Source organism: Aminobacter sp. MET-1 (assembly GCF_026521175.1).
Lineage (GTDB): Bacteria > Pseudomonadota > Alphaproteobacteria > Rhizobiales > Rhizobiaceae > Aminobacter.
Map to the genome: position 1 here is coordinate 114,984 of NZ_JAMSHL010000006.1, position 21,475 is coordinate 136,458.

Annotated in this window: 24 protein-coding genes and 2 pseudogenes; 7 read left to right on the plus strand and 19 right to left on the minus strand. The window is 63.8% G+C overall.

Translation table 11 applies throughout. From position 1 onward, the window contains the following. Positions 1-31: 31 nt before the first annotated feature. From NDO48_RS11010 to NDO48_RS11030, 5 genes are all read right to left on the minus strand, one after another. Positions 32-1,384 (minus strand): PepSY-associated TM helix domain-containing protein, encoded by a 1,353-nt coding sequence (locus NDO48_RS11010; protein ID WP_040456588.1) that lies wholly within the window; start codon positions 1,382-1,384, stop codon positions 32-34. Between the two features lie 53 nt (positions 1,385-1,437). Further along, complete coding sequence (locus NDO48_RS11015; protein WP_081623548.1) at positions 1,438-1,827, minus strand: DUF2946 family protein; 390 nt, start codon at positions 1,825-1,827, stop codon at positions 1,438-1,440. A gap of 128 nt (positions 1,828-1,955) precedes the next feature. Next, positions 1,956-3,155, minus strand: coding sequence for an NAD-dependent formate dehydrogenase (locus NDO48_RS11020; RefSeq protein ID WP_018427046.1), 1,200 nt, complete (start codon positions 3,153-3,155; stop codon positions 1,956-1,958). Between the two features lie 215 nt (positions 3,156-3,370). Continuing rightward, complete coding sequence (locus NDO48_RS11025; protein ID WP_018427045.1) at positions 3,371-3,601, minus strand: DUF4287 domain-containing protein; 231 nt, start codon at positions 3,599-3,601, stop codon at positions 3,371-3,373. Positions 3,602-3,631: 30 nt separating this feature from the next. After that, the gene (locus NDO48_RS11030) at positions 3,632-4,546 is read right to left on the minus strand and encodes a DMT family transporter (RefSeq protein WP_018427044.1); all 915 of its coding nucleotides are present in this window, start codon (positions 4,544-4,546) and stop codon (positions 3,632-3,634) included. A 50-nt stretch (positions 4,547-4,596) separates the two neighbouring features. Here NDO48_RS11030 and NDO48_RS11035 point away from each other — a divergent pair, with 50 nt between their 5' ends. Then, positions 4,597-5,148, plus strand: a complete 552-nt coding sequence (locus NDO48_RS11035; RefSeq protein WP_018427043.1) for a MarR family winged helix-turn-helix transcriptional regulator — start codon at positions 4,597-4,599, stop codon at positions 5,146-5,148. Positions 5,149-5,163: 15 nt separating this feature from the next. Here NDO48_RS11035 and NDO48_RS11040 read toward each other — a convergent pair whose 3' ends face one another. Together NDO48_RS11040 and NDO48_RS11045 are read right to left on the minus strand one after the other, a co-directional pair. Beyond that, positions 5,164-6,492 (minus strand): MFS transporter, encoded by a 1,329-nt coding sequence (locus NDO48_RS11040; RefSeq protein ID WP_018427042.1) that lies wholly within the window; start codon positions 6,490-6,492, stop codon positions 5,164-5,166. A gap of 54 nt (positions 6,493-6,546) precedes the next feature. Next, positions 6,547-6,828: a metal-sensing transcriptional repressor gene (locus NDO48_RS11045; protein ID WP_018427041.1), complete on the minus strand. Its 282-nt coding sequence runs from the start codon at positions 6,826-6,828 to the stop codon at positions 6,547-6,549. Between the two features lie 241 nt (positions 6,829-7,069). Here NDO48_RS11045 and NDO48_RS30555 point away from each other — a divergent pair. The 3 genes and pseudogenes from NDO48_RS30555 to NDO48_RS11055 all read left to right on the plus strand — a co-directional run. Further along, a pseudogene (locus tag NDO48_RS30555) lies at positions 7,070-7,660 on the plus strand (serine hydrolase domain-containing protein); the annotation flags it as partial. Between the two features lie 59 nt (positions 7,661-7,719). Next, positions 7,720-8,082, plus strand: a pseudogene (locus tag NDO48_RS11050) (serine hydrolase); the annotation flags it as partial. 21 nt (positions 8,083-8,103) lie between these two features. Then, positions 8,104-8,760, plus strand: coding sequence for a pentapeptide repeat-containing protein (locus tag NDO48_RS11055; RefSeq protein ID WP_018427038.1), 657 nt, complete (start codon positions 8,104-8,106; stop codon positions 8,758-8,760). Positions 8,761-8,796: 36 nt separating this feature from the next. On the opposite strand, the gene NDO48_RS11060 is transcribed toward NDO48_RS11055, so the two are convergent. Together NDO48_RS11060 and NDO48_RS11065 are read right to left on the minus strand one after the other, a co-directional pair. Continuing rightward, positions 8,797-9,933, minus strand: a complete 1,137-nt coding sequence (locus NDO48_RS11060) for a DSD1 family PLP-dependent enzyme (RefSeq protein ID WP_018427037.1) — start codon at positions 9,931-9,933, stop codon at positions 8,797-8,799. After that, complete coding sequence (locus NDO48_RS11065; RefSeq protein ID WP_018427036.1) at positions 9,930-10,313, minus strand: cupin domain-containing protein; 384 nt, start codon at positions 10,311-10,313, stop codon at positions 9,930-9,932. Before NDO48_RS11065 ends, NDO48_RS11060 begins: the two co-directional genes overlap by 4 nt. A 169-nt stretch (positions 10,314-10,482) precedes the next feature. Between NDO48_RS11065 and NDO48_RS11070 the strand changes: the two genes are divergently transcribed. After that, a complete protein-coding gene (locus tag NDO48_RS11070; protein WP_018427035.1) occupies positions 10,483-10,989 on the plus strand; it encodes a GNAT family N-acetyltransferase in 507 nt (168 codons plus the stop codon). A 30-nt stretch (positions 10,990-11,019) separates the two neighbouring features. Here the strand turns inward: NDO48_RS11070 and era are convergent, their stop codons facing one another. The 7 genes from era to rpoZ form a co-directional block, all read right to left on the minus strand. Next, positions 11,020-11,949: a GTPase Era gene (gene era, locus NDO48_RS11075; protein ID WP_018427034.1), complete on the minus strand. Its 930-nt coding sequence runs from the start codon at positions 11,947-11,949 to the stop codon at positions 11,020-11,022. Next, positions 11,946-12,668 carry a ribonuclease III gene (gene rnc / locus NDO48_RS11080; RefSeq protein WP_018427033.1) on the minus strand — a complete coding sequence of 241 codons (723 nt, stop codon included), beginning with the start codon at positions 12,666-12,668 and terminating at the stop codon, positions 11,946-11,948. Before rnc ends, era begins: the two co-directional genes overlap by 4 nt. A gap of 3 nt (positions 12,669-12,671) precedes the next feature. Beyond that, positions 12,672-13,418: a signal peptidase I gene (gene lepB / locus NDO48_RS11085; RefSeq protein WP_018427032.1), complete on the minus strand. Its 747-nt coding sequence runs from the start codon at positions 13,416-13,418 to the stop codon at positions 12,672-12,674. A 76-nt stretch (positions 13,419-13,494) separates the two neighbouring features. Next, the gene (gene acpS, locus NDO48_RS11090) at positions 13,495-13,911 is read right to left on the minus strand and encodes a holo-ACP synthase (RefSeq protein WP_018427031.1); all 417 of its coding nucleotides are present in this window, start codon (positions 13,909-13,911) and stop codon (positions 13,495-13,497) included. Positions 13,912-14,015: 104 nt separating this feature from the next. Beyond that, positions 14,016-14,594 (minus strand): orotate phosphoribosyltransferase, encoded by a 579-nt coding sequence (gene pyrE / locus NDO48_RS11095; protein WP_026226998.1) that lies wholly within the window; start codon positions 14,592-14,594, stop codon positions 14,016-14,018. A gap of 35 nt (positions 14,595-14,629) precedes the next feature. After that, positions 14,630-16,864, minus strand: a complete 2,235-nt coding sequence (locus NDO48_RS11100) for a RelA/SpoT family protein (protein WP_018427029.1) — start codon at positions 16,862-16,864, stop codon at positions 14,630-14,632. A gap of 193 nt (positions 16,865-17,057) precedes the next feature. Continuing rightward, positions 17,058-17,453: a DNA-directed RNA polymerase subunit omega gene (gene rpoZ, locus NDO48_RS11105; RefSeq protein ID WP_018427028.1), complete on the minus strand. Its 396-nt coding sequence runs from the start codon at positions 17,451-17,453 to the stop codon at positions 17,058-17,060. Positions 17,454-17,729: 276 nt separating this feature from the next. Between rpoZ and NDO48_RS11110 the strand changes: the two genes are divergently transcribed. Both NDO48_RS11110 and NDO48_RS11115 read left to right on the plus strand, forming a co-directional pair. After that, entirely contained in the window at positions 17,730-18,311 is a 582-nt protein-coding gene (locus NDO48_RS11110) for an NYN domain-containing protein (protein ID WP_018427027.1), read from the plus strand. Between the two features lie 3 nt (positions 18,312-18,314). Continuing rightward, positions 18,315-18,980, plus strand: coding sequence for a uracil-DNA glycosylase (locus NDO48_RS11115; protein WP_267321484.1), 666 nt, complete (start codon positions 18,315-18,317; stop codon positions 18,978-18,980). Positions 18,981-19,164: 184 nt separating this feature from the next. Here NDO48_RS11115 and NDO48_RS11120 read toward each other — a convergent pair whose 3' ends face one another. The 3 genes from NDO48_RS11120 to dapA all read right to left on the minus strand — a co-directional run bounded on the left by NDO48_RS11120 (position 19,165) and on the right by dapA (position 21,421). Beyond that, a complete protein-coding gene (locus tag NDO48_RS11120; protein WP_018427025.1) occupies positions 19,165-19,503 on the minus strand; it encodes a hypothetical protein in 339 nt (112 codons plus the stop codon). Positions 19,504-19,830: 327 nt separating this feature from the next. Next, positions 19,831-20,310, minus strand: a complete 480-nt coding sequence (gene smpB / locus NDO48_RS11125) for an SsrA-binding protein SmpB (protein ID WP_018427024.1) — start codon at positions 20,308-20,310, stop codon at positions 19,831-19,833. Positions 20,311-20,539: 229 nt separating this feature from the next. Next, positions 20,540-21,421 (minus strand): 4-hydroxy-tetrahydrodipicolinate synthase, encoded by an 882-nt coding sequence (dapA, locus tag NDO48_RS11130; RefSeq protein WP_267321485.1) that lies wholly within the window; start codon positions 21,419-21,421, stop codon positions 20,540-20,542. Positions 21,422-21,475: the final 54 nt, after the last annotated feature.

The following is a 21,475-nucleotide window of genomic DNA, read 5'->3' on the forward strand; positions in this document are numbered from 1 at the left end:
GCCGCCACCCAAGAGCGGCGGCCGCATCGCGTCAGGCGTAGCGTGGGCGCAGCATCCGCGTACCGGCCCAGTCGAGCGCCAGCATCACCAGCAGCGACAGGCCGACGAGCGGAAAGGCGATGCCGCCTGTAGCGAGGATGGCGATCAGCCCGCGAAACACCCTTGGGTCCTCGGGCAGCGGCGGCACGCCGAGTGAACCGACCGGACGTCGCTTCCACCACATCACCCCGGCTGACACGGCAAGCAGCACGATGCCGAGGCAGGCGGCCAGCAGCACCAGCTGGTTGGCCAGCCCGAACTCCTGGCCCATATGCACCGATATGCCCCACTCCATCCATTTGCCGCCCAGGCCGTAGTCGGCGAAACCCATGTCGATCAGCGGCTCGCCGCTGTACTGGTCGAGATGGATCACTCGTTGCTGGCTTGCGTCATCAGGATAAACCGAGCCGGTGTAGACGCCCGTCGGCTTGCTCGGGATTGCAACCGCATAACCGCGATGCAGACCCACCCGATCAAAAGTCTCGACCGCCTTGTTCAGCCCGATCGGCGTGCCCGCGGCTTCGGACGATTCCGGCAGCTTCGCCTGCTCCAGCGACCACGACGTTTTCGAGACATGGTCGAGATGCTCGCCCGACATCGGCACGTCGACGCGCACGCCAGAGGGATAGCCGAAATTGCTGCCATTGGCCCATTCGTTGACCTTCTCGCCCCAGACGCCCGACCAGGGCATGCCGGTGATGGCCAGGAAGACGATGAAAAAGCCGACGAACAGGCCGGTCACCGCATGCAGGTCGCGCCAGAACATGCGGTTTTTCGGCTTGCCGCGCACGCTGACGACGCCGCCCTTCTTGCCGCGCGGCCACCACAGATAGATGCCGGTGCCGACCAACAGGATCGACCAGCCGCCGGCAAGCTCGATCAGAAGCCGCGCGCCGTCGCCGAAATATTTCAGGCTGTGCAGGTAACGGATCGTCCACATGATGGTGCCGCGGTCGGGCAAGGCGCCCAGCACAGAGCCGCTGTAAGGATTTACAAAGACGGCCAGCTTGCCGAAATCAGGCGTCGTCAAGGTGATCTCGGCTGAGCTCTCGGGCGTTGCCGGGTCGAGGTACTTCACCGCCGCGCCGGGATAATTGGCCAAGGCCGCATCCACCATGGCTTCCGGCGACACCTTGCTCTGCTCGATTGCGACGCGCTTGAGGTCGGAATAGACAAAATTGTCGATCTCGTCCTTGAACAGATAGAGCGCGCCTGACACGGCGAGTGTGATCATGAAGGGCAGCACCATCAGCCCGGCATAGAAATGCCAGCGCCAGACGGCTCGGTAGAGGTTGGACGCGGAGCGCACGACGGCATTCTCCCGTCCGAGGGTCGTATCGGACATTGTTGTCTCCATATCAGTGGAAGCGCGAGCCGGATGGCCTGCAGATTTCGACGTCAGACGGAGAAAAGCGGAGGCGCCCTCGCCTCGGCGATGAGACCGCGTTGGCCTTGAGGTGCAGGCTGCCGTTGCTCGGCAACGACTGTGCCATCAGCCTCGGGCCGCTCAAGAATGAAGGCAAGCTGCTCGCCCGGCAGGCCGGGCGTAGCCGCGACGGCAAGCTGGCAAAGCGTGCCGCAGGGGCATTCGGCAGGGCTGCGGGCGGGCTGATCGCCGCCAGCCGGGCCCATGCCCTCCATGGTGCAGATGACGCCGAGCGGATCGGCGGCGGAGGCTGCCATGGCGCCTGATGCAAAGCCCGAGAGCAGCGCCTGGAACAACAGCATGAAGGCGATGATGCCGGCGATGGCGCCAGCCGACAGCCTGTCCCGCAATAGGAGCCGCATCCCCTTCATGCCAGCGGAATGGCACGATTCCGAGCCAACGTCACTGCGGCAGAATCGATGGCGAACCAACTCTAGCTCTCACGCTCGACGCTTCGCCCGCTGCATTCGCTCCTGTAAGCGCGCTTCAGTCACTGCTTGAAGCGGGCCGCCTCCTCCGATCCGCGCGTGGCATCGCCCGCGCTGTAGGAATGCGCCCCCGCGCCGGCGAGCTTGCCACCGTCGACGATCAGATATTCCTCGCGGATCGGCCGGCCGGCAAACCAGCACTCGAGGATTTCGCGGGTGCCGGCGGCATAGCGTGCCTGGGCCGACAGCGACGATCCCGAAATATGCGGCGTCATGCCGTGATGCGGCATCGTCCGCCACGGATGGTCCCTGGGCGCGGGCTGCGGAAACCAGACGTCGCCGGCATACCCTGCCAGCTGGCCGCTCTCGAGTGCTGCCGCGACAGCGTCGCGGTTGCAGATCTTGCCGCGCGCCGTGTTCACCAGATAGGCGCCGCGCTTCATCCTGGCGATCAACGCCGCATCGAACAGGTTCTCGGTTTCGGGGTGCAGCGGCGCGTTGATGGTGACGACATCGCAGACCGGCACCATGTCGGCCGCCGTCTTGTGGAAGGTCAAGCCGAGTTCCTTTTCGACGGCCTCGGGCAGCCGGTGGCGGTCGGTGTAGTGCAGCCTGACGTCGAATGGCTTGAGTCGCCGCAGCACGGCACTGCCGATCCGGCCGGCACCCACCGTCCCCACCTGCATGCCCTCGACATCATAGGACCGGGCAACGCAGTCGGCGATGTTCCAGCCCCCGTCAACAACCCACTGATAGGACGGGATGTAATTGCGCACGAGGCCCAGGATCATCATCACCACGTGCTCGGATACGCTGATCGAGTTGCAGTAGGTGACCTCGGCCACCGTGATGCCGTGCTCCATCGCCGCCTGCAGGTCGACATGGTCGGAGCCGATGCCAGCGGTGATGGCGAGCTTCAGGCTGGAAGCCTTGGCGATCCGCTGCGCGGTCAGGTAGGCCGGCCAGAACGGCTGCGAAATGACGATCTCGGCGTCGACGAGCTCGCGCTCGAACACGCTGTCGAGGCCGTCCTTGTCGGAGGTTACGACCAATCTGTGCCCAGCGCCTTCGACAAAGCTTCGCAGGCCGAGTTCGCCCGACACGCTGCCGAGCAGCACGCCCGGCTCGAAGTCGATGGCATCAGGTGTGGGCAATGTCTGGCCACCGGGATAGCGCTCAAGTTTCGGCAGGCCGTCCCGCGCATAGTGCTTGGGGTAGCCATCCACCGGATCGTCGTAAAGGACGCAAACGACCTTGGCCATTTCGTATCTCCCTTCGTCTGGCTGACGAGGAAGACGCTTTCAAAGGTAACGCTGCCCGAAACCTTGGCGCGGACGGCGGGGTCAACTGGCCTTCGGGATTTTTGGTGGCCAGCCGGCCTGCCGCCTGGCGCTTCCTCGTTCGAGATGTTGCGCGTTTCACGAGGTAAGATGGCGGAGCGGGCCGCGGTTTCAAGACCGCGAGCCCGGCCCGGGCGTTACTTGTCGCCGGGCTTTCTCTTGCCGCTCAGCAGCGCATAGACAGCCATGGAATTGCCATGGCCGAGGCTGAACTCGTCACGCAGCCATTCGACGATCTGTCCGGCCTTGACCGTGGGCTTGAGCTTGCCGCCGTCGGAAAAGCCCTTGGCGTCGGCGAGTGCCAGCAGTTCCTCCGGTCCCTTGCCGGTCTTGGTCTTGATGGTGTCGAGATAGGCCTGGAAAGACATTCTTTTTCTCCTCGTTGAAGCTTGAATTGATCAGGCGCGCCGGCGGTTGGCCAGCACCCCGCCGGCGATGATCGCCGCCAGTCCCACGATCGACAGGATGGTCAGCACGTCGTTGAACAGGAAGGCCGCCAGCACTACGCCGAAGCCCGTGCCCCAGTAGCCGAGCTGGCTGAAGAACACCGGCCCGCCGATTTCCTGCAGACGGAAATTGAGCAGGTAAGACGAGGCCGAGGTGGCGACCATGCAGCCGATCCAGAACAGGATGTCGCGGTCAAGGAAGACCCAGCTCGACGGCGCTTCGAAAAACGGCGCCACCAGCGCAACCATCAGGCTGGAACTCAGCAGGATACCGCAAGAGAAGGCGAGCGCCGACGAACCCTTGGGCCAATAGGCCGAGCGGATGATGTTGCCGGCGGCGGCGCAGGCCGGGATGATGATGCCGAGCAGCACCCAGACGGTCTGCGAAAAGTCGATCTCGGCCATCTGCTGCTGCACCAGTGCAGCCATGCCCGCCAAACCTATGAGGATGCCGGCGAAACGCCTTAGATACATGCGCTCGATGCCGAGCCCGGCGGCGAAGCTCATCGTCAGCAGAGGCGACAGTGAATAGACGGTCGAGGTGTAGGCCGGCCCGACGCGGTCGACGATGTAGTAGCCGAGCACGGTCGGGATGGTGAAGCTGATGATGCCGAGCACCAGATAGAGCACAAGGTGGCTGCACTGGTGCGGGATGCCCTGCCCTGAAGCCGCCAACAGCGGCAGAAGGATCAGGCCGGCGCCGACATTGGCGACCAGCGCCAGCTGGAACGGCTGCATGCCGGCATTCAGCGCCGCCTTCGAAATCATGATGCGGGTGGCGAAGACGAGGCCGCACAACGCCAAAAGAACCAGCGGCGAGCGCGCCGCATATGCCACCGGCAGCCGAAGAACTTCCTGTTGCGTCATGGTCAACCTCCAGATATCTTACGATTAAGATAAATGATGGAATTATCTTAGTGTCAAGACATCTCGACGAAAATATCGGGGAGCTGGCTGGCGACGGCCTGCTGGACGGCATCGACGCGCGCCGGGCGCAGTGGGCAAGGGAGCTGCCCCATCTCGACACGCGCGGCATGGCGATCCTCGGCCGTGCCCGCTGGATCACGCTTGCCGCCCGGCCCAAGATCGAAGCGGTCTTCGCCTCCTACGGGCTCGACACCGGCGAGGCGGACGTCGTGTTCACACTGCTGCGCTCGGGCCCGCCCTATCGGCTGCGCCCGACCGAGCTCTACAAATCCATGATGATCTCGTCGGGAGGCGCCACCAACCGCATCGTCAAGCTGCTCAAGGCAGGCCTCGTCAGGCAGGTCAGTTCGGAGGGCGACGGCCGCAGCCTGCCCGTAGAACTAACGGAAGAAGGCCTCGCCCGCGCCCGCGAGGCCTTCGAGGCCGACATGGCGGTCGAGACGCTGATGCTGGAGGGCCTGACCTGGGACGAGCAGGCGCAATTGGCGGGGCTTCTGCGCAAGCTGGCACTATCGCTCGGCAGTTCGCCGTCGATGGAATGAAGCGCTAAGCCAGCCTCAGCCTGCCTCCACCTCGCGCGGCCAGTGGCGGTGCAGCGGATCGATGACGAAGCTATGGGCATGGCCGTGGCCATGGCGATGCCCGCCTTCGACCCAATGCGGATCGTCGTCGGCCAGATCGTGGTGATGATGGCCCAGGACGTCGGGATCGGCGACAGGCCAGACGACCAGCGCCGCAACAGTGGAAGCTGCCGCAACCGTGGCCATGACGGCAAAGGCGGCTGTCAGGCCGACGGTCGCACCCAGCCAACCGGCCAGGGGATATGTGATCAGCCAGCAGGCATGGGACAGCGCGAACTGCGCAGCAAACAAGGCGGGCCGATCCTCCGCCCGCGACGAGCGCCGGATCAGGCGGCCACCCGGCGTCTGGGCCAGCGAATAGCCGAGCCCGAGCGCGAACCACAGCGGCAGCAGCCCGTCATAGCCGCGGACCAGCGTGCCACACAGCAGCCCTGCCGCGACCAGTGCGATGCCCGCCAGCATGATCGTGCGGTCGGAAATGCGGTCGAGAAACCTCGGCAGCATCAGTGCCGCCACCATCGAGCCGCCGCCATAGGCCGCGAGCGCCATGGCGGTCGCCTGCTGGTCGAGGCCGAACTCGCCCTGGACAATGACGACGGTGTTGACGATCACCATCGCACCCGAGGCGGCCACCGCCATGCCGACGGCCAGAAGCCCCCGCAGACGCGGTGTCGCCAGATAGATGCGCAGCCCGCGCGTCGTCCGCTCGTAGATGCCGCCCTGCCCTGATGCCAGCCTGCTCGGCAACTTCACTGAAACAACAAGTGCCGCGGATGCGAGGAAGCCCACCACCGTGCCGGCAAACAGGCTATGGAAGCTCACCACCGTCAGCAGTGCCGCCGCCAGGATCGGGCTGACAAGGCTTTCGAGATCATAGGCGAGCCGCGTCAGCGACAGCGCGCGCGTATAGTCCTTCTCGTCGGGCAGCACGTCGGGAATGGTCGCCTGGAACGCCGGCGTGAAGCCGGCAGACGCCGATTGCAGCACGAAGATCAGCACATAGACCTGCCACACCTCCGATACGAACGGCAAAATCAGCACCACGCCCGCCCGAACGAGGTCGAGGCAGACCAGCATCAAGCGCCGCGGCAGCCTCTCGGCAAGTGCGGCGGCAACCGGCGCGATAACGACGAAGGCGGTCATCTTGATCGCAAGCGCCGTGCCAAGCACGACGCCAGCATCGGGCCCGGCCAGATCGTAGGCCAAAAGCCCCAGCGCCACCGTGGCGAGGCCAGTGCCGACCAGCGCGATCAACTGGGCGGCGAAAAGATGGCGATAGGTGCGGTTGGACAGGATCTGCAGCATTACAGGCGGCTTTCGGCGTCTGGCAAGGCAACTCGGCGGAAGCCGGGGCCATGCTCAGAGGTACTTGGTGATTTCCTTGAACTCGTCGATCGACTGCCGCTGCTCGCGCGGCAGCGGTCCGACCGCCTCCTCGAGGCAATGGTCGAGATGATCCTGGATCAGCGTGCGCTTGGCCTGGCCGACCGCCTTTTCGACGGCATGCAACTGCTGGGCGACATCCAGACAAGGCCGCCCGGCCTCGATCATGGCGATGACGCCGCGCAGATGCCCCTCGGCCCGCTTCAGCCGCTTGAGCGTCTCAGGATGGGTAGCGTGGGTATGCGTGTGATCGGACATGCATGATTGCTATCCCCCTGGAGGGGATAGAGTCAAACAGTTTTGTTGCTTCGGCAACCTCGGTCTCGGCCGGTTCGGCAACGAAAACAGCCGGCTACGCTGAATCTGGGCATCTGGCCATGCGCCCAGGCAAGCTGGCGCTATCGCTCGCCGGCTGCAAGGCGCCAGAGTGTCCGCCGGGAATCACCATGCTGGCAGCGATGCAGAGGGGAATTGCATGAACCGCGACGATCTTGCCGCAATGCTGGGCCGACAACCGGCTGCCATGGCTCTCTACGCTACCGGCAAGGGGCTCAAGCAACCCTGGGGCATTTCGTCAGGTATGGCCGACGGCGTTGCCGGCAGGCCGCTTACGGTGGACACGCCGCTGCGGGTGGCGAGCAACACCAAGACCTTCGTCGCCGCCACGGTCCTGCGCCTGTGGGAACAAGGCCTCGTCGACCTCGACGGCCCCATCGCTCCATTGCTCACGCCCCTATTGAACGAGCTTCTCTCGGGCGCGGGATACCGAACGGGCAAGATTTCGGTCCGCCAGCTTCTGAACCACAGCGCCGGGCTGAACGACCATGCCGACGACCCTCGCTATTTCGAGACCGTCCTTCGCGAGCCGGCGCGTTTCTGGACGCGCGAGGAGCAAGTCCGCCTCGCGGTCCAATATTCGCCACCCTTGAGCGAGGCCGGCCGCCGCTTCCGCTATTCCGATACCGGCTACATCCTGCTGGGCGACATCATCGAGCGTATCTCGGGCGAGACGCTGGCAGCCACGGTTCGGCGCCAGATGTCATTCGACTGGCTCGGCCTCACTTCGACCTGGTGGGAGATCGCGGAACCCCAGCCGGAAGAAATCGAGCCCCGAGCGCACCAGTTTCTCGGTGAGATCGACGCAACCGACGTCAGCGCGTCGATGGACCCTATGGCGGTGGCGGGCTGGTCATGTCGGCGCGTGACCTTGCCACAGTCTTCGCCGCCCTGTTCGAAGGCCGGGTTTTCGACAGTCCGGCAACGCTTCGCCAGATGCTCTCGACCGGCCCCCACGAAGGGACCGAGACCTACCGCCTCGGCATCGCCGTCAGCCGCGTCGGCGAGGCCGATTGCCATTCGCATCTCGGCTTCTGGGGAACGGCGGCCTACTATTCGCCAGCCTCGGGCATCGCCATTTCAGGTTTCACCACCAACCGTGAAGCGCGCGGCGCCATGGTGTCCATCATGGAGCAGGTACTTGCCGAGACGCCAACCTTTGCCGCCATCGCCTGAGCCTTTGCCACCTACAGCCTCATGAACGAACCACACCCCACCTCATTCGCCGACCAACTCGCCCTTGGGCAGCGCTCGTTCAAAGGCCTGCAACTGGCAGGCAACGATCTTGCGCGGCTCGATCTCAACGGCTGCGAGCTCGCCGACTGCAATCTGACCGGCGCCGACCTGTCGGCGGCAACACTCACGGACACCCGTTGGCTCAACTGCCGCATGGCCGGCGCGCGGCTCACAGCCATCGATGCGGTCGACGCCCAGTTTCACGGCTGCGACCTCGCCAATACCGACTGGACCCGTTCGCGGCTGAACGCTGCACGCTTCAGCCAGAGCAAGCTCACTGGCGCAACCTTCGCCGACTGCTCGATGAACGGCATCGAATTTCAGGCGTGCCTGCTTGTCAGCATCTTCCTCTCAGGCGTTTCGTTTCGCCGGAAGACGCTCGAAAACATCGATTTCGGCGATGCCGATCTCAGGGACTGCGATTTCCGCGAGGCGGTCTTCGACGGCTGCAGCCTGCGTGGCACGGCCCTGCGGCTCTGCAACTTCCAGAAGGCGGACCTGCGCGGCTGTGATCTCGGCCCGCTGAAGCTCAACGAGGCTGCCTTCCTGAAGGGGGCGGTGATCTCGAAAGGCCAGGCCACCGATCTTCTGCGCAATCTCGGGCTGCAGGTACTGTAGAAAGCGCCTCGGCCAAACCGCAACAGCGACGGGGCCTCACCAACCGCGAAAGCGCGGCCAATGCGCCAGCCCGCCATCCGCCGTCAGCACCTCGAAGCCGTCAAACTGGGCGGCCGTCGCGCAGGCGTGGTTGGGCAGGATGCGCAGCATCGTTCCAACAGGGATATCCGGCACCGCGCCCGACGCTCCGGGCCTGAGGGTCACGATGCCATGCTCCTGGTTGGTGCCGGTGACGATCAGCCCGCCGAGCGCCCTGCCCTCGATATCGCAGACCACGCCATACCCCTGGTCGACCTGCTGGCTCGCCGTGCCGCGATCGCGCGACAGCGCCATCCAGCCGGCATCGATCATGATCCAGCCGCGTTCCCTCTGATGGCCGATCACGGTTGTCAGCACCGACACGGCGATATCCTCGAGCCGACAAACGCCGATGCCGGCCTGGACGAGGTCGAACAGCACATAAACACCTGCCCTCACCTCCGTCACGCCGCTCAGGTCGCGGGCGAAATGTGCTGTCGGCGTCGAGCCGACGCTGCGCACCGGGCAAGGCAGGCCGACGTCCTTAAGGGCGCGCGCGGCGGCCAGCACCGCATCGCGCTCGCGCTCGGCAAAGTCGACCAGCTCGGCCTCGCTGTGCGCGCCATAGCTTTCACCGGCATGGGTGATCACGCCGCGCAGTTCCGCGCCACCCCGGGCAAGCACCCGGCCGATCTCCACCAGCGCCGGGTCATCGGGGTTCAACCCGGAGCGGTGGCCGTCGCAGTCGATCTCGATCAGCACCGGGATCGCGTGGTCGGCGGCGCGCGAAGCCTCGGCAACGGCGTGCGCCTGCGCAAGCGAATCGAGGATCACGATCGCCTCGCAGCCCCTGGCATGCAGCGCCAGAACGCGCGGCAGCTTCTGCGGTGTTATCCCGACGCAATAGAGAATGTCCTTGATGCCCGCGTCGAAGAACACTTCCGCTTCCCGCAGCGTCGAGACGGTGGCAGCCTTCGCCTTGCGCATCACGCGCCGGGCGGCGTCGACCGACTTCACTGTCTTGAGATGCGGGCGTCCGGCGACGCCGAGCCGCGCCAGCTTGTCGTCAAGGCGGGCGATGTTGCGGAGCATGATCGTCTCGTCGAGAACGAGGCTCGGCGTCTGGAGGCTCGCCAGCCTGCCGGCTGCGTTCATTGCCGCCCCCATCGCCGTATCGTTTCGCCCGTACTCTCCAGCGTCGCCTCGAATTCGGGCGACACAAGCACCGCATGCATGTGCAACTGGCCCGTGCCGACGTTGCGGAAGCCATGCCTTTGGCGCGCAGGCACGACAAAAGACTGCCCCGCTGCCATGCGGAGCGACGTGCCGTCCAGCCACAGTTCTGCGTCGCCAACAATGACCATCAGCACCTCCTCGACAGAATGATGATGCGTCGGCGCGCCGGCTCCCGGCGCCACCCATTGTTCGAAGATGCAGAGTTGATCGGCCCCGGCCTGCGCCGACACCAGCATCCGCGTGCTGACGCCTTCGCGCCATTGCTCGATGGCATGGTCGGAATGAACGACAGCCTTCAAGAGAGCGTCCCCTTGTGTCCGTAGTTCAGGCTATGCGTGGGACAGGATATTCCTCGCCGCCCCTTCCGGCAACACGGACAATACCGGGACCGCGCCAAGTCCTTGTCTCGGGTTGTCGCCATCCATTTCTTCGTGCGAATAAGCGGCGGCAGAACAAGGCGAAGCATCGATGATCAAACATGCCAGAATAGAGGACGCATCCAGCCTGGCTGCCATCGGCATCGAAGTCTGGCTCAACACCTATATTCGCAATGGCGTGAACGCGTTCTTCGCCGACTATGCCCTCAGCCATTTCACGACCACCAATTTCGAAGCCATCTTGTCGAAGACCGACAACTTCATCCTGGTGTCGGAGAACGGCATCGGAATAGACGGGTTCGTTCACATGGCGCTGGGATCGCCGGCGCCGGTCAAAGGCTGCTCCGACCTGGAAATCGTCAAGCTCTATGTCCAGCCCCGCCACCAGGGGTCGGGCGCCGGCGGCCGGCTTCTCGCGGCGGCGCTGCAGTGGTGCACGTCCACTGACCGGCCGGATGTTTGGCTCGCGGTCAACGCCGAAAACACCACGGCAACCGACTTCTACCTGAGAAAAGGCTTCGCTAACGTCGGCGACACCGAGTTCCAGATCGGCGACCAATCCTATCCGAACCACGTCCTGCGATACGCATTGGCGTAGCCGCCGACAAGAGGTGGCTGTGAAGCCTCTTCAGTGCGGGAAGTCGAGTCCCATTTCGCGGTAGCGCTCGGGGTCGTTGCCCCAGTTCTCGCGCACCTTGACGAACAGGAACAGGTGCACCTTCTGTTCGAGGATGCCACCGATCTCCATGCGCGCCGCCTGGCCGATGGCGCGGATGGTCTCACCCTTGTGGCCGAGAACGATCTTCTTCTGGCTGTCGCGCTCGACATAGATGACCTGCTCGATGCGCACCGAGCCGTCGGGCTTTTCTTCCCATTTCTCGGTCTCGACATGCGACGAGTAGGGCAGCTCCTGATGCAGCCTGAGATACAGCTTCTCGCGGGTGATTTCGGCTGCCAGTTGGCGCATCGGCAGATCGGAAATCTGGTCCTCGGGGTAGTACCAGGGGCCCAGCGGCAGGCGCCTGGCCAGGAAGTCGAGCAGGTCCTTGCAACCGGAGCCGGTCAGCGCCGAGACCATGAAGGTGCGCTCGAAATCGACCTGCTCATTGGCAGCCGAAGTCAAAGCCAGAAGCGCTTCAGGCTTCACCCTGTCGACCTTGTTGAGGATCAGCATCTTGGGCTGGCGCACGTCCTTGAGACGCTCAAGGATGGCAGCCGCGTCACCGCGGATGCCACGCTCGGCGTCGATCAACACCAGGATCACGTCGGCATCCTTGGCACCGCCCCAAGCGGTGGTGACCATCGCCGTGTCGAGCCGGCGCTTGGGCTTGAAGATGCCGGGTGTGTCGACGAAGACGATCTGGGCGCTATCGTGGGTGGCGATGCCGCGTACGATAGCCCGTGTGGTCTGCACCTTGTGGGTGACAATCGACACCTTCGCGCCGACCAGCTGGTTGACCAGGGTCGACTTGCCGGCATTGGGTGCGCCGAGAAGGGCAACGAAGCCCGAACGCGTGGCGCCGGTTTCGGGTGTGGTGGTTTCGGGGGCATCGGTCACGATGCGGTCTCCTCGTTTTTCCAGACGCCCTCGCGCACGAGCAACGCGGAGGCCGCATTCTGCTCGGCTTCGCGCTTGGAGCGGCCGGTGCCCGTGGCGGGCGTAAGATTTCCAACCCTGACGCTCACCGAAAAGACGGGATCATGGTCGGGGCCGGTGCGGCTGTCGATCTTGTAAGCGGGAACGGCACCGGCTGCCTGGTGCGCCCATTCTTGAAGCTCGGTCTTGGGGTCGCGGCGCGCGGCGTCCACGGCCTTAGCCCTCGGCTCCCAGTATTTGTGGATGAAACGCTTGGCCGCATCCAGCCCGCCGTCGAGATAGATGACGGCGATCAGCGATTCCAGCGCATCGGCGCGCAGGTTGACGCGCTTGCGCTCGGCAAGGTTGCGCACTTCCGAGCCGGCGCGGATGAGTTCGGCAAGGCCGATCTCGTCGGCGATCTGGGCCAGCGCCTCGGCGTTGACCAGCGCGTTCAGCCGGACCGAAAGCTCGCCCTCGGGCGCGTCGGGAAAATCGGCCAGCAGCATGTCGGCAACGGCAAGCCCCAGCACCCGGTCGCCCAGGAATTCGAAGCGCTCGTAGTCGACGCCGGCATGCACACTGCGCGCACTGCCATGCGTCAGCGCCCGCTGCAGGCGCTGGTGGTCGCGGAAGACATGGCCGGTGCGAAGTTGCAGCGCATCGGCGAGTTCTGTGGCGGTGAGCCGCTTTGCAGCCATGTCCTATCTGACGAAGTTGAACAGGCGCGAGCCGCGCATTTCCGACGGCCACTTCCAGATTTCCAGCGGGCTAGCGCCCCCGGCGATCGAGAAGAAAATGATGTTGGCGCGGCCGACAAGGTTCTCGGCCGGCACATAGCCGACGTTGAAGCGGCTGTCGGTCGAGTTGTCGCGATTGTCGCCCATCATGAAGTAATGGCCTTCGGGCACGACGAATTCGCGGGTGTTGTCGCCGATCGAATTCGGCGTCAGGTCCAGCGTGTCGTAGGAAACGCCGTTCGGCAGGGTCTCGCGATAGACGTCGACCGGGCGGTTTTCCTCGGTGATGTCGGGATTGTCGATCTGGCCGACCTTCACCTTGGGCACGGCGACATCATTGATGTAGAGCACGCCGTCCTTCATCTGGATGCGATCACCAGGCAGGCCGACGACGCGCTTGATGTAGTCGAGCGAAGGGTTCGGCGGGAACTTGAAGACGACGACATCGCCACGCTCGGGATCGGAGCCGAAGATGCGGCCCGAGAACAGGTTGGGCGCCAGCGGCAGCGAGAAACGCGAATAGCCGTATGCCCATTTGGTGACGAACAGATAGTCGCCCTCGAGCAGCGTCGGGCGCATGGAGCCCGACGGAATCGAAAACGGCTGGAACAGGAAGGTGCGGATCACCAGGGCCAGCAGCAGCGCCTGGACGATAACGCTTACGGTTTCGCCAAGCCCACCGGACTTTTTCTGTTTTTCAGCCACGCTCATGTCGTCCTCGATTGCAGGTCGCGATGGTATAAGGGCTCGTTCGCCCCGGGGCAATGTCTCCAGGGCCGCCAAAACCTCAAGATAGTGGCCGTTGTTCGACCGGCATCGCCTCGATGATCACAAAGGCTTGTGCGAGCGGGAAATCGTCGGTGATGGTCAGATGGACGACGGCGTAGTGGCCTGCCGGCGTGATCTTTGCCAGGCGCGCCGCGGCTCCACCGGTCAGTTCCATGGTCGGCTGCCCCCCCGGTCGGTTGACCACGCCCATCTCGGTCCAGAACACGCCTTCGGCAATACCGCAGCCCAGCGCTTTGGCGCAGGCCTCCTTGGCGGCGAAGCGCTTGGCATAGGAGGCGACACGCCCTCGCCTGCCCTCGGCGCGTTCCTGTTCGGCTTCGGTGAAGATGCGCTTGATGAAGCGCTCACCATGACGCTCGATCGATTCCTCGATCCGCCTGATGTCGATGAGGTCGCTGCCGATGCCGATGATCATCTTTTCCCCTCCGGCGCACAACGCCGCAGCTGCCGATCTCCCTCCTTGCGGGGAAGACTGCCGGCAGGCCAGAGGGGGGCGAGCGGGCTCAACAGAATGCCCTCTCAGATGTTACGGCTGCCCGGCTTGATGGCCGGGATCGCCGCCAGTTCCGGCGGCAGCTGGTCGGCCGGATAGGCCGGCACCTCATATTCGGCAAGCGCAATCAGCGGTACGCCGACATCGGTCTTGCCGGCCGAGCGGTCGATGATGCAGGCGGCAGCCACCACTTCGGCGCCGAGCTCGGTCAGACAAGCAATGGTCTCGCGGATCGACAGCCCGGTGGTCACGATGTCCTCGACGATGACGACGCGGACGCCCTTCTCGATCTCGAAGCGGCGCAGGCGGAAGGTGCCCTGCTCGCGCTCGACCCAGATCGCCGGCACATGCAAGTGCCTCGACGTCTCATAGGCCGGGATCAACCCGCCGATCGCAGGCCCGACGACATAGTCGATGTCGCCCTTGACCTCGGCGGTGATCTTCTCGGCCAGCGCCTTGCACAGCGCCTCGGTCTTGTCGGCGTGCATGAAGACACGCGCCTTCTGCAGGAACACCGGGCTGCGCAGGCCCGAGGTCAGGATGAAATGGCCTTCCAGCACGGCACCCGCCGAGCGGAAGATGTCCAGAACGTCGCTTGTCTGCATTTTGTCTTTCCTGTCTTCGTCCAGCACGGACGCCGTCACCCGTTGACGCGACGGGCGTCACTGACGCTGGCATTTTCCTTGAGCTGCGAAATCAGCCGGTTCAAGTGCTTGAGATCCCAGACCTCGAGATCGAGCAGCATTTCGGTGAAGTCGGGGGCCGTGCGCACCATCGACAGCGAGTGGATGTTGGCATCGTTAGCCGCCACCACCTGCGTGATGTCGGCGAGCGAGCCCGGCGCGTTGATCGCCGTCACCGAAATGCGCGCCGGGAAGCGCTCCTTGGAACCCTCGTCGAGATCCCAGCGGACGTCGATCCAACGTTCCGGCTGGTCGTCGAAGGCCATCAGCGACGGCGACTGGATCGGATAGATGGTTATGCCCGAGCCCGGCTGCATGATGCCGACGATGCGGTCGCCAGGCACCGCACCTTCTGGCGCGAACTTGACCGGCAGGTCGCCGCTGACGCCACGGATCGGTACGGCCGGTCCCCAGCGCTTGGGCTCCTTGCGCTGCGGCGTCGAGGAGCGCCCCGGAATCTGGAACAGCATACCCGCGGCATTGCGGATCTTCGACCAGCCTTCTTCGCGCGGCTTGGAGGCTGCGGGCGTCGCCCGCTCTTCCTTGTAGTCGGGGAAGACGGCCCGCACGACGTCGTTGGACGACAGCTCGCCGCGGCCGACTGACGCCAGCACGTCCTCGATATCCTTGCGGGCGAGACGGTGAAGCACCGGCTTCAGCCCGTCCTTGGTGAACTTCTTGCCGGCGCGCTCGAAGGCGCGCTCGAGAATGCGGGTGCCGAGCCCCGAATATTGCTTGCGGATGGCGTTCTTGGTCGCCCGCCTGATTGCCGAGCGCGCCTTCCCGGTGACGACGATCTGCTCCCAGGCGGCAGGCGGCACCTGTGCCTTGGAGCGGATGATCTCGACCTCGTCGCCGTTCTTGAGCTCGGTCATCAGCGGCATGACGCGGCCGTTGACCTTGGCGCCAACGCAGGTGTCGCCGACGTCGGTGTGGACGGCATAAGCGAAGTCGATCGGGGTGGCGCCGCGCGGCAGCGCGATCAGCATGCCCTTGGGCGTGAAGCAGAACACCTGGTCCTGGAACAGCTCAAGCTTTGTGTTCTCCAGGAACTCTTCCGGATTGTCGCCGTCGGCCAGCTGTTCGATCGTGCGCCGGAGCCAGCCATAGGCGTTGGTGTCCTTGGAGATGGTGTGACCGGCGCCATTGGCCTTGGCGACTCCATCCTTGTAGATCGAATGCGCGGCGACGCCGTATTCGGCGATCTTGTTCATCTCGCGGGTGCGAATCTGCAGCTCGATGCGCTGGCGCGAGGGGCCGACGATGGTGGTGTGGATCGAGCGGTAGTCGTTCTGCTTAGGCGTCGAGATGTAGTCCTTGAAGCGGCCGGGAACCATCGACCAGGTGGTGTGGATGGCGCCGAGCGCGCGATAGCAGTCTTCCAGATTGTCGAGGATGACACGGAAGCCGAAGATGTCGGACAGCTGCTCGAAGGACAGCGCCTTGGTCTCCATCTTGCGGAACACCGACCACGGCTTCTTCTGCCGGCTCGTGACCACGGCCTTGATGGCATATTTGTCAAACAGCGCCGACAGTGCCTTCTCGATGTCCTCGAGCACGCCCTTGTTGCGCTCGGACAGATCCTTCAGCCGCTCCGTCACCGTCCGGTAGGCTTCCGGGTTGATGTAGCGGAAGGCGAGCTCCTCGAGTTCCTCGCGCATGCCCTGCATGCCCATGCGGCCGGCAAGCGGCGCATAGATGTCCATCGTCTCTTCGGCGATGCGCAGGCGCTTGCTTTCGGGCACATGGTGCAAGGTGCGCATGTTGTGCAGGCGGTCAGCGAGCTTGACCAGGAGCACGCGCACATCTTCCGAGATCGCCAGCAGGAGCTTGCGCAGATTCTCCGCCTGCTCGGCCTTCTTGGAGACGAGATCGAGCTTCTTGAGCTTGGTCAGTCCCTCGACCAGCCTGCCGATGTCGGGCCCGAACAGTTCATCGATCTCGGCGCGCGTCGCGCTCGTGTCCTCGATCGTGTCATGCAGCAGGGCGACCGCAATCGTCGCCTCGTCGAGATGCATGTCGGTGAGAATCGCCGCCACTTCCAGCGGATGCGAGAAGTAGGGATCGCCAGAGGCGCGGCGTTGATGGCCATGCTTCTGCATGGCGTAGACATAGGCTTTGTTGAGCAGCGCCTCGTTGACGTCAGGCTTGTAGCGCTGGACGCGCTCGACAAGCTCATACTGACGCATCATGGGCAGCTTCCTGGAACTCGAAATGAATCATGCGCCGCAAGGACTTGCGACGCATGTCATAGATAAACACTGATGTGGCGGCGCGGAAGTGCCGATCAGCCGGTTTGGCGCGCGTTTTGACGCGACGCGAGACCTTTTTGAGAATTCGCCCTGCCACGCCAGATGGCCGGCAGGGTCGGACTCACGATTGGCCTTAGAAATCGTCGCTCTTTTCGGGAGCCACGAGGCTCTCGATGCCGGCGAGCAGATCTTCTTCCGACATGCGGTCGAAGTTGATGTTCTCTTCCGGCTCGTCCGCGTCGATTGCCGAAGCGGTGGCCTGGTCCGCCGGCTCGGGAGCTTCCGGCTCCGGCTCGTCGACCTCGACATGCTTCTGCAGCGAATGGATCAGGTCTTCCTTGAGATCGTCGGGCGACAGCATCTCGTCGGCGATTTCGCGCAGCGCCACGACCGGGTTCTTGTCGTTGTCGCGCGGCAGGGTGATCTGCGCGCCCTGCGAGATCTGGCGGGCACGGTGGCCGGCAAGCAACACCAGCTCGAAGCGGTTGTCGACCTTGTCAATGCAGTCTTCAACAGTTACGCGGGCCATGAAGTGCCCCTTTCATGCATGGATTTGATGGAAAGCTGACGCGTGCATTAACCCGAATGGCCGGACAGTTCAAGCACGAAGCCCATTCACGCTCTGCGTAGCCAGTTCACCCGCATGGGTCCAACCACAGTTTTTTTACCGCCCCACGACCTTACCCCTCTTGGAATGACTCACTGTGGGCGATATCTGCCGGATTGGGGCAAGGAATTCTCCGGGGACGTAAACGCTCGAAACTGGCGTATTTGGCGATACCTATTTCAACAAGGATATTTTCCTATGTTTGATTCCCGCGAAAAAATCGCACTCTTCATCGACGGAGCCAATCTCTACGCTACCTCGCGCTCACTTGGGTTCGATATCGACTATCGGAAACTGCTCGCAAGCTTTCAGAAGCGTGGTTATCTGCTTCGTGCCTACTATTACACGGCACTCGTCGAGGACCAGGAATACTCGTCGATCCGTCCGCTGATCGACTGGCTCGACTACAACGGGTTCAAGGTCGTCACCAAGCCGGCGAAGGAATTCACCGACGCGACCGGTCGGCGCAAGATCAAGGGCAACATGGACATCGAGCTGACGGTCGATGCGCTGGAGCTTGCCGATGTCGTCGACCACTATGTCATCTTCTCCGGTGACGGCGATTTCCGCACGCTCGTCGAGGCGTTGCAGCGCCGCGGCCGCAAGGTCAGCGTGATCTCCACCATGTCGTCGCAGCCGCCGATGATCTCGGACGACCTGCGCCGCCAGGCCGACCACTTCATAGACCTGATGACACTCAAGGGCGAGATCGGCCGCGAGCCGTCGGAACGACCGGTCCGCAAGGCCGAGGCTGCCGACCAGACCGCCGAAGACATCTGAGCGATGCTGTTTTCGGCCTCAGCCCTACCAGTCGATCCCGACCGGAACTGCCCATTGTGCCCGCGCCTGCACGACTTCATCGCCGGCTGGCGCGAGCGTGAGCCGGGCTGGTACAACGCGCCGGTGCGCTCCTTCCTGCCCCCGGAAGGAGAGCAAGCGGTCACGTTTCTGATCGTCGGGCTTGCACCCGGGGTGCGCGGAGCAAACCGTACCGGCCGGCCGTTCACCGGCGACTACGCCGGCGACCTGCTCTATGCAACGCTGAAGAAATTCGGAATGGCGCGCGGCGAATTCCTGGCCCGTCCCGATGACAGCCTCGAGTTGATCGGCACCGCGATCACCAATGCCGTGCGCTGCGTGCCGCCGGACAACAAACCGGTCGGCGCCGAGATCAACACCTGCCGCGCCTTCCTTACGCCAACGATCCACCGATTTCCCAAGCTCAAGGCCATTCTGACGCTCGGCTCGATAGGCCACCAGTCGACCGTTCGCGCCCTTGGCGCACGGGTCGCCGCGGTTCCCTTCAAGCATGGCGGCCGTCACGACATCGGCGGCATCACGGTGTTTTCGAGCTATCACTGCTCGCGCTACAACACCAATACGGGCGTCCTGACGGAAGAGATGTTCGTCAATGTTTTCCGCGACGTAGCCGAGTTCCTACAAAAATAGAAACACGCCTGGAACCGCAAAAATGCCCGGTTGCGCGCAAGGCAACAACCGGGCAAGGGGCATTCGCGACGGAGACGGCTGGCTATCGCGTCAGCCGCATAACCGGTCAGCTGAGCTGACCGTAGCTCCGACCGACGCGGCAGTAGCGCCAGCCGGTATCCGGGCCGAAACAGGCCGGGCGATTTCAACCGCGGGCCGACTTGCCGCTGGGGTAACCTCGGCCATCCGAGGTCGAAGACGGCTTGCCCGGCTTGCTGGGACCCGCCACGATCCGGATGGTCTCGCCCTGCTTACCTGGGGCGGCATCATTCGCGCCGAACATGGCTTTGCCGGGAGGCGAGCCCTTGCTCCCAGGAGCTGAAACAGCGCCGGTCCTGCCCGGGCCGGCGGCCATTTCCATGGTTGCGCCCTCGACCTGCTCATAGCTGATCGTCGTCGAAGCCACTTCCTTGGCCACAGAAACCGCAGCATGGGCCGCAGGCGTCAGCATCAGCGCCGCCGCGGCTATCATGATCGTCCTCATCTGTCTCGTCTCCTTCACCGGCCGTCCAGCCGCATTGCGGCGCACGATCGCACCGCTCCTCGCTTGGTGCTGGACCACGCCTGCGCCATGACGCGATCTGCCCTCAAGTATGGATGCAATCCCGCGACTTGGGCATACGGCAGATGGCGTATTTCGACCGCGAAACAGACCGATGTCGCATTTTCGCCGATGAGGGGTGTTGGAGGAAATGAGACGGTACAGAAGGAAATGCAGAAAGAGCGCGCACCCCAAAGGCCGCGCTCTGTCCAGCACCCGTCATCCGTCCCTTTCGGGGCACCTTCTCCCACAAGGGAGAAGGGATATTCGCTACCCGCGCTCTTTCAGCAGCCGCCCCTTTTCGCGGTTCCAGTCGCGCTGCTTTTCGGTCTCGCGCTTGTCGTGAAGCTTCTTGCCACGGCCGATGGCGAGCAGCATCTTGGCCATGCCGCGATCGTTGAAATAGATCTTCAGCGGCACAAGCGTCATGCCCTCGCGCTCGATGCTCTGGGCGAGCTTGGCCATCTCGCGCTTGTTGACCAGCAGCTTGCGGCGGCGCCGCGTCTCATGGTTGAAGCGGTTGGCCTGCAGATATTCCGGCACGTAGGAATTGATCAGCCACAGTTCCCCGCCCTCGAACGAGGCGTAGGAATCCTGGATGTTGGCCTGTCCCAGACGCAGCGACTTGACCTCAGTGCCGCTCAAGACCATGCCGGCCTCGAGCGTGTCGAGCACCTCATAATTGAAGCGCGCCTTGCGGTTTTCCGCGGCGATCTTGTTGTTGGGGTCGGATTTCTTGCCCTGGCTCATGACGTCGCTATGTGTTTGGTGCGTCCTGCGGCTTACCCGTCTGGCCCGCATCCCCGGATGAGGAGCCACCGGCATCCGAACCCCTGCGCAAACAGCGCCTTGGCTTCAGCTGCAGTGGCTGATTTCCCTCATCGCGAGGTGCGAATTCGAAGGGCTGGCGTCGAAGGAGACACAATCCCAAGAGCGCTTACATGGCTGCGAAGTGACAATTCCGCAAGCCTTTGGGCACTCAGTTGATGAGGCCGGCGTGCTTCATCGCAGCGTCGATCTTCTCTGCTGTCGCAGCTTCGACGGTGACCAGCGGCGAACGCAGCACATTCTCGATGCGGCCGAGACGCGACAGCGCGTATTTGGCGCCCGAAGCACCCGGCTCCATGAAGATCGCCTTGTGCAGCGGCATCAGGCGATCCTGCAGCTCAAGAGCCTTGGCATTGTCGCCGGACAGGCTGGCGATCTGGAATTCGGCGCACAGGCGTGGCGCAACGTTCGAGGTCACCGAAATGGCGCCAACGCCGCCATGGGCGTTGAAGCCGAGCGCCGAAGCGTCCTCGCCCGACAGCTGAATGAAATCGGTGCCGCAGGTGATGCGCTGCTCGGAGACGCGCTCGACCTTGCCGGTCGCATCCTTGACGCCGGCGATGTTCTTGAAGTCATGGGCCAGCCGGCCCATCGTCTCCGGCGTCATGTCGATGATCGAGCGCGGCGGGATGTTGTAGATGATGACAGGCAGGGTCGTTGCCTGGGCGACAGCGGCGAAATGCGCATAGAGGCCACGCTGCGTCGGCTTGTTGTAATAGGGCGTGACGACCAGCACGGCATCCGCGCCGACGGTTTCGGCAAACTTGACCAGCCCGACGGCCTCTTCGGTGTTGTTCGAACCGGCACCGGCAATAACCGGCACGCGGCCACGCGCAACCTCGACGCACATCTTCACGACGTGGCGGTGTTCGTCATGGGAGAGTGTCGGCGACTCGCCGGTTGTGCCTACGGGGACGAGACCCGTGGTGCCCTCAGATATCTGCCATTCGACGAGTTCGCGAAAGGCTTTCTCGTCGAGACGGCCATTCTTGTCGAATGGTGTCACGAGCGCGGTAAGTGAGCCTCTCAGCATGTCGTCCAACTCCAGGGAACCCTACGGTTTCGCGGTCTTTTTGATGTCGCCGGC